Origin of the sequence: Paucibacter sp. XJ19-41 (genome assembly GCF_028462495.1) — a bacterium.
GTDB lineage: Bacteria > Pseudomonadota > Gammaproteobacteria > Burkholderiales > Burkholderiaceae_C > Roseateles_E.
Map to the genome: position 1 here is coordinate 94,885 of NZ_JAQOWX010000001.1, position 14,351 is coordinate 109,235.

Sequence of the window (14,351 nt, forward strand, 5' to 3'; positions counted from 1 at the left end):
TCACAGACCCGCCAGGGCTCTGAATTGAGGGCCTATATAGGGCCACAGCTGCCAGCTCATCAGGCCGATCACGCCCAGAATCATCACCAGGGCATACCAATACAGATGGCCGGTCTGAACGCGGCGCACCAGGCCGGCGATACCGCCGATGCTCCGGGCCGAGCCATTGATCAAGAGGCCGTCGATGATGCCTTGATCGCCGCCCTTCCAGGCGGCCAGGCCGAGACCGCGCGCGGCGCGGGCCAGCACGTTCTCGTTGAACCAGTCCATGAAGTACTTGTTCTCAAGCACGATGACCAGCGGGCGCAGGATCTTGCCCAGAGCCACCGGAACCGCCGGCCAGACCATGTAGAACAGATAGGCGGTCACGACACCGGCCACGGCCAGCCAGAACGGCAGGGTCACGAAGCCGTGAGTGGCCATCGCCACCGCGCCATGGAAGTGCTCGGCCAACGAGGCCATGGCCGGATGCGCCGCCGTGTTGACGATGATGGCGTCCTTGAAGAAATCGCCGAACAGCATCGGCTGGATCGCCAGGAAACCGATCACTACCGAGGGGATGGCCAGCAGCACCAGCGGCGCGGTCACCACCCAGGGCGATTCGTGCGGGGTGTGCGGCTCGTGATGACCGTGGTCATCATGATGATCGTGCTCGCCCGGGAAAGGCTTGTGGTGGAAGTTTTCCTTGCCGTGGAAGACCAGGAAATACATGCGGAAGCTATAGAAGGCCGTCACGAAGACGCCGGCCACCACCGCGAAATAGGCGAAGCTCGCGCCCGGCAGCGTGCTGGCCTGGACCGCCAGGATGATACTGTCCTTCGAGTAGAAACCCGCGAAGAACGGCGTGCCGATCAGGGCCAGCGAGCCCAGCAAGGCGGTGATCCAGGTGATGGGCATGTACTTGCGCAGGCCGCCCATATTGCGGATGTCCTGATCATGGTGCATGCCGATGATGACCGAGCCGGCGCCGAGGAACAGCAGAGCCTTGAAGAAGGCGTGCGTCATCAGGTGGAAGACCGCGACCGAGTAGGCCGAGGCACCCAGCGCCACCGTCATATAGCCCAGCTGCGACAGCGTCGAGTAGGCGACGACACGCTTGATGTCGTTCTGGATGATGCCCAGAAAGCCCATGAACAGCGCGGTGATCGCGCCGATCACCAGCACGAAGTTCAGTGCCGTGTCGCTGAGCTCGAACAGCGGCGACATGCGGGCCACCATGAAGATGCCGGCCGTCACCATGGTCGCGGCATGGATCAGCGCGGAGATCGGGGTCGGGCCTTCCATCGAGTCGGGCAGCCAGACATGCAGCGGGAACTGCGCGCTCTTGCCCATCGCGCCGATGAACAGGCAGATGCAGGCGACGCTGAGCATCATCCAGTCCGAGCCCCACAGCGGGGCGTTGAACTTGATCTGCGCCAGCTCATTGGCCTTGGCAAAGGTCTCGCCATAGTTCAGCGAGCCGCCGTAGGCCACCAGCAGGCCGATGCCCAGGATGAAGCCGAAGTCGCCGACCCGGTTGACCAGAAAGGCCTTCATGTTCGCGAAGATCGCGGTCGGCTTGGTGTACCAGAAGCCGATCAGCAGATACGACACCAGGCCCACCGCCTCCCAGCCGAAGAACAGCTGCAGCATGTTGTTGCTCATCACGAGCATCAGCATCGAGAAGGTGAACAGCGAGATGTAGCTGAAGAAGCGCTGGTAGCCAGGATCCTCTTCCATATAGCCGATGGTGTAGATGTGCACCATCAGCGACACAAAGGTCACGACGCACATCATCATCGCGGTCAGGCCGTCGACCAGGAAGCCGACCTCCATCTTCAGGCCGCCGATGACCATCCATTCGTAGATGGTCTGGTTGAAGCGGGCGCCGTCGATGGCGACCGACTTCAGCACCATCGCCGAGATGATGAAGGAGATCAGTACGCCCAGGATGGTGATGCTGTGAGCGCCACGACGGCCGATCTGCTTGCCGAAGAAGCCGGCCGCGATCGCGCCGACCAGGGGTGCCAGCGGCACCGCCAGCAGCATGTTTTGTGAAAGTGTTGCGGACATAGTCATCAGCCCTTCAAGGCGTCCAGTTCTTCCACATTGATGCTGGCGCGGTTGCGGAACAGCACGACCAGGATCGCCAGGCCGATGGCCGACTCGGCGGCCGCCACGGTCAGGATGAAGAACACAAAGACCTGGCCGGCCATATCACCCAGATAGTGGGAGAAGGCGACAAAGTTCAGGTTGACCGCCAGCAGCATCAGCTCGATCGCCATCAGCAGCACGATCAGGTTCTTGCGGTTCAGGAAGATGCCGATCACCGACAGCGCGAACAGGATCGCGCCCAGGGTCAGGAAATGGCCAAGCGTGAGCGCCAGCATCATGCGCCTCCTTGCGTGTTGTCGGCGGCCGGGGTGGCGGCTTGCTCCACCGTCGGTGCCATCTTGACGATGCGCAGGCGCTGCGCCTTCGTGACCTTGACCTGCTCCGAGGCGTCCTGGCTGCGCGAGTCCTTGCGGCGGCGCAGGGTCAGTGCGATCGCCGCGATGATGGCCACCAGCAGCAGCACGGCCGCGATCTGCAGCGGATACAGGTACTGCGTGTAGATCGCGATGCCCAGCAGCTTGGTATTGCCCAGCTTGACTGCGGCTTCGCTCAGCGGTGCGGCCTCGGTCAGGCGGAAACCGCCCATCAGCACGGCCGCCATCTCCAGCGCGATCAGCGCGCCGACCAGGCCGGCCAGCGGCAGATGCTTCCAGAAGCCCTCGCGAATTGCGCTGGCCCCTTCATCGGAGTTGATGTCCAGCATCATCACGACGAAGAGGAACAGCACCATCACGGCGCCGATATAGACCAGCACCAGGGTGATGGCCAGGAACTCGGCCTTCAGCAGCATCCAGATGCAGGAGGCATTGAAGAAGGCCAGGATCAGGAACAGGGCCGAGTGCACGGTGGATCGCGCCGTGATGACGCGAAACGCCGCGCCCAGAAGGACGGCCGAGAAAACATAGAACAGCGCGGTGATGGTATCCATGGGGTTCCAGCAGGCACAGCTTCAGACACACACCCGCTGGAGCAGCGGGTGCAAGGCCTCAGCGGTACTTGGCGTCGGCCTCCTTTTGGGCTGCGATTTCTTTTTCGTAGCGGTCGCCGACGGCCAGGAGCATGTCCTTGGTGAAGTACAGATCGCCACGCTTTTCGCCGTGGTATTCGAAGATCGAGGTCTCGACGATGGAGTCCACCGGGCAGCTTTCCTCGCAGAAGCCGCAGAAGATGCACTTGGTCAGATCGATGTCGTAGCGCGTGGTGCGACGCGAACCGTCCTCACGCACATCGCTCTCGATCGTGATGGCCATCGCCGGGCAGACGGCCTCGCAGAGCTTGCAGGCGATGCAGCGCTCTTCGCCGTTCTCGTAACGGCGCAGCGCATGCAGGCCGCGGAAGCGCGGCGACAGCGGTGTCTTCTCTTCCGGGAACTGCACCGTGATATTGCGCGACAGGAAATGCCGGCCGGTCAGGGCCATGCCCTTGAACAGCTCGGTGAGCATGAAGCTCTTGACGAAATGGCTGAAGGAGCTCATTGCTGACTCCGCTGAGCCGCCTCGAGGAGGCAAGCTCCCCCTCGGGGGGCAGTGAACAAAGTGAACGTAGGGGCCTTCATGACGTCACTTCCAGATATTGAACGGAGACTGGATCCACAGGCCAACGACGACCAGCCAGATCAGAGTCACGGGAATGAAGATCTTCCAGCCCAGACGCATGATCTGGTCGTAGCGGAAGCGCGGGAAAGTGGCACGGACCCACAGGAACATGGTCACGACAACAAAGGTCTTGCCGAACAGCCAGGCCCAGTTCCAGAGCGCCATCGTGTTCTGGATGAAGCTCGGCGTTTCCATGCCCAGAAGGCTGAAGGAAATCGGTGCCGACCAGCCGCCCAGGAACAGGATCACAGCCAGGGCCGAGACCAGGATCATATTGGCGTACTCGGCCAGGAAGAACATCGCGAAGGACATGCCCGAGTACTCGATCATGTGGCCGGCGACGATTTCCGATTCACCCTCGACCACGTCAAAGGGGTGACGGTTGGTCTCGGCCAGGCCGGAGATGAAGTAGACGACGAAGATAGGCAGCAGCGGCAGCCAGTTCCAGGACAGGAAGGTCAGGCCCATGTCGGCGAACATGCCCTTGGTCTGCAGCACGACGATGTCCGTCATGTACATGCTGCCCGACACCATCAGCACGACCACCAGGCAGAAGCCCATCGCGATTTCGTAGGACACCATCTGGGCCGAGGCGCGCAGCGCGCCCAGGAAGGCGTACTTCGAGTTCGAGGCCCAGCCGGCGATGATCACGCCGTAGACCTCCAGCGAGGTGATGGCCATCAGGAACAGCAGGCCGGCATTGACATTGGCCACGGCCGCATCGGGGCCGAAAGGCACAACGGCCCAGGCCGCCAGCGCCGGCATGATGGTCATGATGGGGCCAAGGAAGAACAGGCCCTTGTTGGCCGCCGTCGGAACGATGATCTCCTTGAAGATCAGCTTCACCGCATCGGCGATCGGGGTCAGCAGGCCGTAGGGGCCGACGCGGTTCGGGCCCGGGCGGATCTGCGACCAGCCGATGGCCTTGCGCTCCCAGAGCGTCAGATAGGCCACGCAAATCATCAGCGGCGCGACCACCGCGATGATCTTGATCAGGCTCCAGAGCACCGGCCAGAAGCCGCCCAGCAGCGCAGCGCCGCCTTGGTAGAGGGATTCAATCATTATTGTCCTCGTCGCCTCAGGCCTTGCTGACCGTCAGGGTGCCGAACATCGCACCCAGGGCCGCTGTTTCCACCAGACCGGCCGGCACCCGCAGCGTGTTGGCCGCCAGGCCCGCTTCCAGCCGGGCCGGCAGCTCGGCTGCGCCGGCGCCCTCCTGCGTGATGCGCACACGCGCACCGTCCGCCAGGCCCAGTTGTTCCCAGAGCTGCTTGGGCAGACCGGCCACCGCGGCGCCGCGCGCATCGGCCGTCAGCTGCAGCGAGGTTGAGTGGCGCACCAGCGCGTCGGCCGCATAGATGGGCACCGGTGCCAGGCGCTCGATGCCAGCGGGCGCAGCGGCCGTCTGCACGGTGGCCGACGAGGCATTGCTCAGGCGCGCGCCCAGATCGGCGCCGACGCCCAGCACCTCGTTGCGCACCTGCTCCGAACTCTCGTAGCCGAAGCCCTCGAGCGCCAGCAGATTGCCCAGTACGCGCAGGATCTTCCAGCCCGGACGGGTCTCGGCCAGCGGCGGCACGACGCCGACAAAGCTCTGCGCCCTGCCCTCGGCGTTGACGAAGGTGCCCGAGGTCTCGGTGAACGGTGCGGTCGGCAACAGCACGTCCGCATACTCCAGACCGCTCTTGAAGGGGCTCATCACGACGACCATCTCGGCCGCAGCCAGGGCCTTGGCGGCGGCAGCGGCGTTGGCGCTGTCGAGCACCGGATCGGTGTTCAGCAGCAGCACCGCCTTCAGTGCCTCGCCGCCCAGCATCTGGCCGGCATTCAGGCCGCCTTGCTGCGGCAGCGCGCGGGCCAGCTGGGCGCCGACCGTGTTAGCGGCTTCGCTCAGATAGCCGACGCTGGCGCCGGTCTGGGCGGCGATCCAGTTGGCCAGCACCAGCAGGCTGGCAGCCTGCGGATGCTGGGCGGCCGCATTGCCCAGCAGCACGGCCTTGCGGGCGCCGGACAGCAGCGCGGCCGCGATGGCCTTGGCCGCCTCGGTCGCTTCGCCGCTGGCCGGAGCGGCAGCGCCGGTGCTGGCCGAGATCGCAGCGGCGACGTCGGCCAGCGACTGCAGCCAGGCGCTCGGTGCCACCGTGATGCGGGCCGCGACCGGCATCAGCCAGTCGTCTTCGCTGGCGTTCAGGCTCAGCACCTGGGCGCCACGGCGGGTCGCCTGGCGCAGGCGCTGGGCAAACAGCGGATGGTCCTTGCGCAGCGAGGAGCCGATCACCAGCGCACGGTCCAGCTCGGACAGCGCAGCAATCGGGCTGCCCAGCCAGCGCGCCTGGCCGGACTCGGCCACATTGGCGAAGTCGGCATGGCGCAGGCGGTGGTCGATGTTGTCGCTGCCCAGGCCGCGCACCAGCGAAGCCAGCAGGTGCAGCTCTTCGATCGTGCTGTGGGCCGAGCCCAGCGCACCGATGGCGGCGGCGCCATGCTCGGCGCGCACCAGCTTCAGGCCGTTGGCCACGTACTCGAGCGCCGTGCTCCAGTCGACCGTCTTCCAGGCGCCGCCCTGCTTGATCATCGGCGCGCTCAGGCGCTGGTCGCTGTTCAGCGATTCATAGGAGAAGCGGTCGCGGTCGGCGATCCAGCATTCGTTGACGGCCTCGTTCTCCAGCGGCACGACGCGCATCACCTGCTTGCCCTTGACCTGGACGATCAGGTTGGCACCGGTGCTGTCATGCGGGGACACGCTCTTGCGGCGCGACAGCTCCCAGGTGCGGGCGCTGTAGCGGAAGGGCTTGCTGGTCAGCGCGCCGACCGGGCAGATATCGATCATATTGCCCGACAGCTCGGAGTCCACCGAACGGCCGACAAAGGTCTGGATCTCGGCATGCTCGCCGCGGTGCGCCATACCCAGCTCCATCACGCCGGCGATTTCCTGGCCGAAGCGCACGCAGCGGGTGCAATGGATGCAACGGCTCATCTCTTCCATCGAGATCAGCGGGCCGACGTTCTTGTGGAAGACCACGCGCTTCTCTTCCGAGTAGCGCGATTTGCTGCCGCCATAGCCGACGGCCAGGTCTTGCAGCTGGCACTCGCCGCCCTGATCGCAGATCGGGCAGTCCAGCGGGTGATTGATCAGCAGGAACTCCATCACGCCCTGCTGGGCCTTGACCGCCTTCTCGCTCTTGGTGCGGACGATCATGCCCTGGGTCACCGGCGTCGCGCAGGCGGGCATGGGCTTGGGCGCCTTCTCGACGTCGACCAGGCACATGCGGCAGTTGGCGGCGATCGAGAGCTTCTTGTGATAGCAGAAATGCGGGATGTAGGTGCCGGCCTTCTCGGCGGCATGCATCACCATGCTGCCCTCCAAGACCTCCACCTTCTGGCCGTCGAGTTCGATTTCAATCATGTCGTGTCCTGTCCTGCCTCAGACCGAGGCCGGCACCAGAGCCGTTTTGTGTTCGATCAGATGAACGAACTCGTTTTTGAAGTTCTTGATCATCGCGCGCACCGGCATCGCGGCAGCATCGCCCAGCGCGCAGATGGTGCGGCCCTGGATGTTGTCGGCCACCGAGTTCAGCAAGTCGATGTCTTCCGCCCTGCCCTGGCCGTTGGCGATGCGCTCGACCACGCGGTGCATCCAGCCCGTGCCTTCGCGGCAGGGCGTGCACTGGCCGCAGCTCTCATGCGCATAGAAGTAGGACAGGCGCAGCAGACTCTTGACCATGCAGCGCGAATCGTCCATCACGATGACCGCGCCCGAGCCCAGCATCGAGCCGGCCTTGGCGATGGAGTCATAGTCCATCGTGCAGTTCATCATCACCTCGGCGGTCAGCACCGGGGACGAGGAGCCGCCAGGAATCACCGCCTTCAGCTGGCGACCCTTGCGCACGCCACCGGCCAGTTCCAGCAACTTGGCAAACGGCGTACCCAGCGGGATCTCGTAGTTGCCGGGGCGCTCGACATCGCCCGAGACCGAAAAGATCTTGGTGCCGCCATTGTTCGGCTTGCCGATCTCCAGATAGGGCTGGCCACCGTTGCGGATGATCCAGGGCACCGCGGCGAAGGTCTCGGTGTTGTTGATCGTCGTGGGCTTGCCGTACAGGCCGAAGCTGGCCGGGAACGGCGGCTTGAAGCGCGGCTGGCCCTTCTTGCCTTCGAGCGACTCCAGCAGCGCCGTTTCCTCGCCGCAGATGTAGGCGCCGAAGCCATGGAAGGCATGCAGCTGGAAGCTGAAATCCGACCCCAGGATGTGCTCACCGAGGAAGCCGGCGGCGCGGGCTTCTTCCAGCGCCGCTTCGAAGCGCTCGTAGACCTCGAAGATCTCGCCGTGGATGTAGTTGTAGCCCACCTTGATGCCCATCGCGAAGGCGGCAATGGCCATGCCCTCGATGACGATGTGCGGGTTGTACATCAGGATGTCGCGGTCCTTGCAGGTGCCCGGCTCGCCCTCGTCCGAGTTGCAGACCAGGTATTTGGCACCGGGGAACTGGCGCGGCATGAAGCTCCACTTCAGGCCGGTCGGGAAGCCCGCGCCACCGCGGCCGCGCAGGCCCGAGGCCTTGACCTCGGCGATCACCTGATCGGACGTCATCGGCGCGCCGTCGGCCGTGCCCTCGCCCTTCAGGATCTTGCGCAGCGCCTGATAGCCGCCGCGCGCAACATAGTCCTTCAGACCCCAGTTGCTACCGTCCAGATCGGCATAGATCTGGGCGCCGATATGGCGGTCGTGGAAACAGGTTTCGTTGCCCTTGGCTTGAAACTTGGAGAGATCCAGCATGCTTTCCCTCAGTTCTTCGCAGCGTTGGCCTTCAGCACGTCGACGAGTTCGTCGAGACGCTGGTGGCTCATGAAGCTGCACATCTGGCGGTCATTGACCAGCATCACCGGTGCGTCGGCACAGGCGCCCAGGCATTCGCTCTTCTGCACGGTGAACAGGCCATCGGCCGTTGTGCCGCCCTCATCCACGCCAAGCTTCTTGCACAGATGCTCGAGCGCCTGCTGGCCGTCGCGCAGCTGGCAGGGCAGATTGGTGCAGACGTTCAGCTTGAACTGGCCCAGCGGACGCTGGTTGTACATGTTGTAGAAGGTCGTGACCTCGTACACGGCGATGGCCGGCATGCCCAGGTAAGCGGCAATGGCGTCCTCAGCAGAGCGCGACACATGGCCCAGCTCCTGCTGGACGATGGCCAGGCAGGCCATCACGGCCGACTGCTTCTGATCGCTCGGGTACTTCGCCACCTCGCGCGCGAAACGCGCGGCCGTGGCCTCGCTCAGGATGTATTCAGTGCTCATCGCTTCACTCACCGATCAATCTCGCCGAACACGATGTCCATCGTGCCGATGATGGCCACGGCATCGGCCAGCATATGGCCGCGCGCCATCTCGTCCAGCGCCGCCAGATGCGAGAAGCCCGGTGCTCGGATCTTCAGGCGGTAAGGCTTGTTGGCGCCATCGCTGACGATGTAGATGCCGAACTCGCCCTTCGGGTGCTCGACCGCCGCATAGGCCTCGCCCTCCGGCACCTTGAAGCCCTCGGTAAAGAGCTTGAAGTGGTGGATCAGCTCCTCCATGTTCGACTTCATGCCGACACGGGCCGGCGGCGCCACCTTGTGGTTGTCGGTGATGACCGGGCCGGGGTTCTTGCGCAGCCAGTCCACGCATTGCTGGATGATGCGGTTGGACTGGCGCATCTCCTCGACACGCACCACATAGCGGTCGTAGGTGTCGCCGTTGGTGCCGACCGGCACATCGAAATCGATGTGGGCATAGGCATCGTAGGGCTGGGTCTTGCGCAGGTCCCAGGGGATGCCGCAGCCGCGCAGCATCGGGCCGGTCAGGCCCAGGTTCAGCGCGCGCTCGGGCGTCAGCACACCGATGCCGACGGTGCGCTGCTTCCAGATGCGGTTGTCGGTCAGCAGGGTTTCGTAGTCGTCGACGTTCTTCGGGAAACGCTTGCAGAAGTCCTCGATGAAGTCCAGCAAGGAGCCCGAGCGATTCTCATTGAGCATCGCAATGGTCTTGGCGTTCTTGATCTTGCTGACCTGGTACTGCGGCATCACGTCCGGCAGATCGCGGTAGACGCCGCCCGGACGGAAGTAGGCCGCATGCATGCGCGCGCCCGACACCGCCTCGTACATATCGAACAGGTCTTCGCGCTCGCGGAAGGCGTAGATCAGCACATTCATCGCGCCGCAGTCCAGCCCGTGGGCGCCCAGCCACATCAGGTGGTTCAGCAGCCGGGTGATCTCGGCAAACATCACGCGGATGTACTGCGCACGGATCGGCACCTCGATGCCGAGCATCTTCTCGATCGCCAGGCAGTAGGCCTGCTCATTGGCCATCATCGACACATAGTCGAGACGGTCCATATAGGGCAGCGACTGGATGTAGGTCTTGCTCTCGGCCAGCTTCTCGGTGGCGCGGTGCAGCAGGCCGATATGCGGATCGGCGCGCTGGATCACTTCGCCGTCGAGCTCCAGCACCAGGCGCAGCACGCCGTGGGCGGCCGGATGCTGAGGACCGAAATTGAGGGTGTAGTTCTTGATCTCGGCCATGGTTTAGAGTCCGCCGTAGTTTTCTTCGCGGATGATGCGCGGCGTGATCTCACGCGGCTCTATCGTCACCGGCTGGTAGATCACGCGCTTTTGCTCGGCGTCGTAGCGCATCTCGACATGGCCCGAGGTCGGGAAGTCCTTGCGCATCGGGTGGCCGATGAAACCGTAATCGGTCAGGATGCGGCGCAGGTCTTCATGACCCTCGAAGATGATGCCGTAGAGATCGAACGCCTCGCGCTCGAACCAGTTGGCCGCGTTCCAGATGGGCGTCAGCGCCGCCACGAGGGGCAGGTCGTCGTCCGGGCAAAACACCTTCAGCCGCACACGCCAGTTCTTGCTGACCGACAGCAGATGGGTCGCGACGGCAAATCGTGGGCCTTCGTAGCCGCCATTGCCATAGTCGCTGTAGTCCAGGCCGCAAAGATCGATCAGCTGCTCGAACTTCAGCTCGGCGTGATCACGCAAGGTGGTCGCCACCGCCAGATAGTCGGCCGCCGCCACCTGGATGGTGATCTCGCCGAACTCGCGCTTGAGGCTCTGGATCTGGCCGCCCAGCGCTGCTTCCAGCGCGGCTTGCAGGGTGTCAAGTTTGCTCATGAATGCCTAACCTTCAGCGCGCGATGGTGTTTTCGCGGCGGATCTTGGCCTGCAGCTGCAAGATGCCGTACAGCAGCGCCTCGGCCGTCGGCGGACAGCCCGGCACATAGACATCGACCGGCACGATGCGGTCGCAGCCGCGCACCACCGAGTAGCTGTAGTGGTAGTAGCCGCCGCCGTTGGCGCAGGAGCCCATCGACAGCACCCAGCGCGGCTCGGCCATCTGGTCGTAGACCTTGCGCAGCGCCGGCGCCATCTTGTTGCACAGGGTGCCGGCCACGATCATCAGATCGGACTGCCGCGGGCTGGGCCGGAACAGCATGCCGAAGCGATCGATGTCATAACGGGCCGCGCCCGCATGCATCATCTCGACCGCACAGCAGGCCAGACCAAAAGTCATCGGCCACAACGACCCGGTCTTGGACCAGTTGATCAACTTGTCGACCGAGGTGGTGACAAAGCCCTCTTTCAAAACGCCTTCGATGCCCATGGGGTGTGCCTTCGGGTCAAGCCTTGTTTATTCCCAGTCCAGGGCGCCTTTTTTCCACTCGTAGGCAAAACCCACGACCAGAATGCCGAGGAAAATCATCATGGCCCAGAAACCCGCCGCACCAATCTCGCGCAAGGACACAGCCCAGGGAAACAGGAAGGCGATTTCCAGGTCAAACAAAATGAACAGAATGGCCACGAGGTAATAGCGCACATCGAATTTCATGCGCGCGTCTTCAAAAGCCTCGAAGCCGCATTCGTAAGGGGAGTTCTTGGCCTGATCCGGCCGGTTCGGTCCGAGCAGAAAGCCCAGCACCTGGGGCGCCACGCCGACGCCTGCGCCGACCAGGATGAAGAGGATGACGGGTAGGTACTGATCCAAGTTCATGGTTGACGCTCTAGTGATCCACCGCAGCACCTCCAGGCACCGCAGCCGAATTTCGAAAAAAAGCAACGGGCGCGCCGCCAGCGAAATCATTCGCTTACGGACCGCGCCCGCCTTGTCCCCTACAGCAAGCCTCCTCGGAGATACCCGCTGCGACAGGGCGCTTCGATCAGCAGATTCAGGGCTCCAGCCCGAAGAATGCTAACCGATTGATCTGGTGCCGTCGGCGAGACTCGAACTCGCACAGCTTTCGCCACTACCCCCTCAAGATAGCGTGTCTACCAATTTCACCACGACGGCTGTCAATTACTTTCGCTACTGTCTGGTGGCTTGAGGTTTGCTCCCAGACAGCCTCGAATTCTATACCGAAAATCCCTAGCTTCTGAAGAGCTGATGAAGGATTTTGCCAAGCTCATGCCGGTCTTGTGCGCCCTGCATGACGAGGCTCAAGGCGCTCAGTTCGAGGCAGCGGAGGCGGCCGGCAGCGCCGCAGGCACGGCACCCGGAATCGCCGCAGCGCCCGAAGCCGCCGCGCTCGCCGGCGCCGCGCGGTCCAGCACGCTCTCGCCACCGGCGGCCGCACCGGCGCGCTGGTTGCCCATATAGGCCAGCGCCAGCGTGCAGGCAAAAAACACCGTGGCGCAGATCGCCGTGCTGCGCGACAGGAAGTTGGCGCTGCCGGTAGCCCCGAACAGGCTGCCCGAGGCACCACTGCCGAAGGAGGCGCCCATGTCGGCGCCCTTGCCATGCTGCACCAGCACCAGGCCGATCATCGTCAACGCACTCAGCAGCTGAACGATCAGCACCAGATTCATGAAAACTTGCATCTCAAGTCACGCCAAAGATTCTTCTTGATGCCGCACACCGGCGCGGCATGTCTGTTTATTCGTCAATGCGCCGCGCGGCAGATGGCGGCAAAGTCCGCCGCCTTCAAGGCCGCGCCGCCGATCAGGCCGCCATCGATATCGGGCTGGGCAAACAGCTGCGCGGCATTGTCGGCCTTGACGCTGCCACCATAGAGAATGCGCATCGAATCGGACTTCTGCGTGGCCGCATGCAGCTGCGTGCGCAGCACCGCATGCACCGCCTGCGCCTGTTCGGGCGAGGCGGTCAGCCCGGTACCGATGGCCCAGACCGGCTCATAGGCCAGCACGATCTCGCCGATGCAATGCGTCAGCGTGTGGATCACCGCCGCCAGCTGGCGCTTGACGACCAGCTCGGTCTGCCCCGCCTCGCGTTCGGCCAGCGTTTCGCCGACGCAGACGATGGGCGTCACACCATGCGCCAACGCTGCCTTGGCCTTGTCGGCCACCAGTTGATCGCTCTCCTGGTGGTAGGCACGGCGCTCGGAATGACCGACGATCACATAGCGGCAGCCAATATCGGCCAGCATCGCCGACGAGACTTCGCCGGTGTAAGCGCCCTGCTCGTGTGCCGAGCAATCCTGGGCACCGAAAGCGATGGCCGCGCCGGTCAACGCCAGCGCGGTTTCGCTGATGTAGGGAAACGGCACGCAGACCGCCACATCGGCACTCCACGGCCCCGCTTCTTTCAGACCGGCCAGCAAAAGCGCATTGGCAGCGCGGCTGCCATGCATCTTCCAGTTGCCCACGACCAGTTTCTTGCGCATCGAATTACTCCAGACTTACCAGCTCAGCACGATCTTGCCGACATGCTCGCCCGACTCCATCAAGCCGTGGGCGGCCGCGGCCTGATCGGCAGCAAAAGTGCGATAGATGACGGGAACAACTGCTCGCGACACCAGCAGCGGCCAGACGCGCTCACGCAGCGCGCTGGCGATGCCGGCCTTGAACGCCGGCGAGCGCGGCCGCAGGGTCGAGCCGCTGATCGTCAGCCGACGACGCAGCACGGCACCAGCATCGAACCTGGCATCCACCCCACCCTGCACCGCGATGATGACCATGCGGCCATCGTCGGCCAGGCACTGCACGCCACGCTCCACATAGGCCCCGGCCACCATGTCCAGGATCACATCGACGCCACGGCCTTCGGTCGCCGCCTTGACCTCGGCGACGAAGTCCTGGGTCTTGTAGTTGATCGCGACATCGGCACCCAGCTTCAGGCAGGCCTCGGCCTTGTCGGCAGTGCCGACCGTGACCAGCACCCGCGAGCCCAGCGCCTTGGCGATCTGGACCGCCGTGACGCCGATGCCGCTGCTGCCACCATGCACCAGCAGGCTTTCGCCCGGTTGCAGGCGCGCCCGCTCGAACACATTCGACCAGACGGTGAAAAAGGTCTCCGGCAGGCTGGCGGCCTCGGCCATGCTCCAGCCCGCCGGCACCGGCAGACATTGCGCGATCGGCGCCACGCACAGCTGCGCATAGCCACCGCCAGCCACCAAGGCGCAGACGGCATCGCCCAGCTTGAGGCCGGCGGCAGCCAGCTCGGCCGCATCGCCAGCCACAATCCGGCCGGCCACCTCCAGGCCCGGCAGATCGCTGGCACCCGCCGGCGGCGGATACGCCCCCTTGCGCTGCAGCACATCGGGGCGGTTGATGCCATAGGCCTCGACCGCGATCAAGAGCTCCCCACGCCCGGCAACGGGATCAGGTCGCTCGATGAGCTGCACCACTTCGGGGCCGCCGGGGCGGCTGAGGGCAATGGCCTTCATGCGTC

15 protein-coding genes and 1 tRNA gene are annotated in these 14,351 nt (G+C 64.2%); all 16 read right to left on the bottom strand.

Annotated elements, in window-relative coordinates:
• The 16 genes from nuoL to PO768_RS00550 all read right to left on the bottom strand — a co-directional run bounded on the left by nuoL (position 1) and on the right by PO768_RS00550 (position 14,346).
• Positions 1 to 2,052, bottom strand: a complete 2,052-nt coding sequence (gene nuoL / locus PO768_RS00475; RefSeq protein WP_272644443.1) for an NADH-quinone oxidoreductase subunit L — start codon at positions 2,050 to 2,052, stop codon at positions 1 to 3.
• Positions 2,053 to 2,057: 5 nt separating this feature from the next.
• Entirely contained in the window at positions 2,058 to 2,366 is a 309-nt protein-coding gene (nuoK, locus tag PO768_RS00480; RefSeq protein ID WP_137943576.1) for an NADH-quinone oxidoreductase subunit NuoK, read from the bottom strand.
• A gap of 2 nt (positions 2,367 to 2,368) precedes the next feature.
• Positions 2,369 to 3,022, bottom strand: a complete 654-nt coding sequence (locus PO768_RS00485) for an NADH-quinone oxidoreductase subunit J (protein ID WP_262972804.1) — start codon at positions 3,020 to 3,022, stop codon at positions 2,369 to 2,371.
• A 58-nt stretch (positions 3,023 to 3,080) separates the two neighbouring features.
• On the bottom strand, positions 3,081 to 3,569 hold the full coding sequence (nuoI, locus tag PO768_RS00490) for an NADH-quinone oxidoreductase subunit NuoI (RefSeq protein WP_137943525.1): 489 nt from the start codon (positions 3,567 to 3,569) through the stop codon (positions 3,081 to 3,083).
• Between the two features lie 84 nt (positions 3,570 to 3,653).
• The gene (nuoH, locus tag PO768_RS00495) at positions 3,654 to 4,751 is read right to left on the bottom strand and encodes an NADH-quinone oxidoreductase subunit NuoH (RefSeq protein ID WP_137943526.1); all 1,098 of its coding nucleotides are present in this window, start codon (positions 4,749 to 4,751) and stop codon (positions 3,654 to 3,656) included.
• Positions 4,752 to 4,767: 16 nt separating this feature from the next.
• Positions 4,768 to 7,095 carry an NADH-quinone oxidoreductase subunit NuoG gene (gene nuoG, locus PO768_RS00500; RefSeq protein WP_272644444.1) on the bottom strand — a complete coding sequence of 776 codons (2,328 nt, stop codon included), beginning with the start codon at positions 7,093 to 7,095 and terminating at the stop codon, positions 4,768 to 4,770.
• Between the two features lie 18 nt (positions 7,096 to 7,113).
• A complete protein-coding gene (gene nuoF / locus PO768_RS00505; protein ID WP_262972802.1) occupies positions 7,114 to 8,466 on the bottom strand; it encodes an NADH-quinone oxidoreductase subunit NuoF in 1,353 nt (450 codons plus the stop codon).
• Positions 8,467 to 8,474: 8 nt separating this feature from the next.
• A complete protein-coding gene (locus PO768_RS00510) occupies positions 8,475 to 8,981 on the bottom strand; it encodes an NADH-quinone oxidoreductase subunit NuoE family protein (RefSeq protein ID WP_269841420.1) in 507 nt (168 codons plus the stop codon).
• A gap of 8 nt (positions 8,982 to 8,989) precedes the next feature.
• Positions 8,990 to 10,243 (bottom strand): NADH-quinone oxidoreductase subunit D, encoded by a 1,254-nt coding sequence (locus PO768_RS00515; RefSeq protein ID WP_137943529.1) that lies wholly within the window; start codon positions 10,241 to 10,243, stop codon positions 8,990 to 8,992.
• 3 nt (positions 10,244 to 10,246) lie between these two features.
• Entirely contained in the window at positions 10,247 to 10,840 is a 594-nt protein-coding gene (locus PO768_RS00520) for an NADH-quinone oxidoreductase subunit C (protein ID WP_137943530.1), read from the bottom strand.
• Between the two features lie 13 nt (positions 10,841 to 10,853).
• A complete protein-coding gene (locus PO768_RS00525; protein WP_046113908.1) occupies positions 10,854 to 11,330 on the bottom strand; it encodes a NuoB/complex I 20 kDa subunit family protein in 477 nt (158 codons plus the stop codon).
• 27 nt (positions 11,331 to 11,357) lie between these two features.
• Positions 11,358 to 11,717: an NADH-quinone oxidoreductase subunit A gene (locus PO768_RS00530; RefSeq protein WP_137943531.1), complete on the bottom strand. Its 360-nt coding sequence runs from the start codon at positions 11,715 to 11,717 to the stop codon at positions 11,358 to 11,360.
• A 212-nt stretch (positions 11,718 to 11,929) separates the two neighbouring features.
• A tRNA-Leu gene (locus PO768_RS00535) sits at positions 11,930 to 12,014 on the bottom strand.
• Positions 12,015 to 12,169: 155 nt separating this feature from the next.
• Entirely contained in the window at positions 12,170 to 12,541 is a 372-nt protein-coding gene (secG, locus tag PO768_RS00540; protein ID WP_272644445.1) for a preprotein translocase subunit SecG, read from the bottom strand.
• A 62-nt stretch (positions 12,542 to 12,603) separates the two neighbouring features.
• Positions 12,604 to 13,344: a triose-phosphate isomerase gene (tpiA, locus tag PO768_RS00545; RefSeq protein WP_137943533.1), complete on the bottom strand. Its 741-nt coding sequence runs from the start codon at positions 13,342 to 13,344 to the stop codon at positions 12,604 to 12,606.
• A gap of 15 nt (positions 13,345 to 13,359) precedes the next feature.
• A complete protein-coding gene (locus PO768_RS00550) occupies positions 13,360 to 14,346 on the bottom strand; it encodes an NAD(P)H-quinone oxidoreductase (protein WP_272644446.1) in 987 nt (328 codons plus the stop codon).
• Positions 14,347 to 14,351: the final 5 nt, after the last annotated feature.

What these genes read in the sequence shown, in the direction of transcription:
- secG (WP_272644445.1), bottom strand. Translation starts at nt 12,541, where the DNA reads ATGCAAGTTTTCATGAATCTGGTGCTGATCGTTCAGCTGCTGAGTGCG.
- nuoI (WP_137943525.1), bottom strand. Translation starts at nt 3,569, where the DNA reads ATGAGCTCCTTCAGCCATTTCGTCAAGAGCTTCATGCTCACCGAGCTG.
- PO768_RS00520 (WP_137943530.1), bottom strand. Translation starts at nt 10,840, where the DNA reads ATGAGCAAACTTGACACCCTGCAAGCCGCGCTGGAAGCAGCGCTGGGC.
- PO768_RS00550 (WP_272644446.1), bottom strand. Translation starts at nt 14,346, where the DNA reads ATGAAGGCCATTGCCCTCAGCCGCCCCGGCGGCCCCGAAGTGGTGCAG.
- PO768_RS00525 (WP_046113908.1), bottom strand. Translation starts at nt 11,330, where the DNA reads ATGGGCATCGAAGGCGTTTTGAAAGAGGGCTTTGTCACCACCTCGGTC.
- nuoF (WP_262972802.1), bottom strand. Translation starts at nt 8,466, where the DNA reads ATGCTGGATCTCTCCAAGTTTCAAGCCAAGGGCAACGAAACCTGTTTC.
- nuoL (WP_272644443.1), bottom strand. Translation starts at nt 2,052, where the DNA reads ATGTCCGCAACACTTTCACAAAACATGCTGCTGGCGGTGCCGCTGGCA.
- PO768_RS00515 (WP_137943529.1), bottom strand. Translation starts at nt 10,243, where the DNA reads ATGGCCGAGATCAAGAACTACACCCTCAATTTCGGTCCTCAGCATCCG.
- PO768_RS00510 (WP_269841420.1), bottom strand. Translation starts at nt 8,981, where the DNA reads ATGAGCACTGAATACATCCTGAGCGAGGCCACGGCCGCGCGTTTCGCG.
- tpiA (WP_137943533.1), bottom strand. Translation starts at nt 13,344, where the DNA reads ATGCGCAAGAAACTGGTCGTGGGCAACTGGAAGATGCATGGCAGCCGC.
- nuoH (WP_137943526.1), bottom strand. Translation starts at nt 4,751, where the DNA reads ATGATTGAATCCCTCTACCAAGGCGGCGCTGCGCTGCTGGGCGGCTTC.
- PO768_RS00485 (WP_262972804.1), bottom strand. Translation starts at nt 3,022, where the DNA reads ATGGATACCATCACCGCGCTGTTCTATGTTTTCTCGGCCGTCCTTCTG.
- nuoG (WP_272644444.1), bottom strand. Translation starts at nt 7,095, where the DNA reads ATGATTGAAATCGAACTCGACGGCCAGAAGGTGGAGGTCTTGGAGGGC.
- PO768_RS00530 (WP_137943531.1), bottom strand. Translation starts at nt 11,717, where the DNA reads ATGAACTTGGATCAGTACCTACCCGTCATCCTCTTCATCCTGGTCGGC.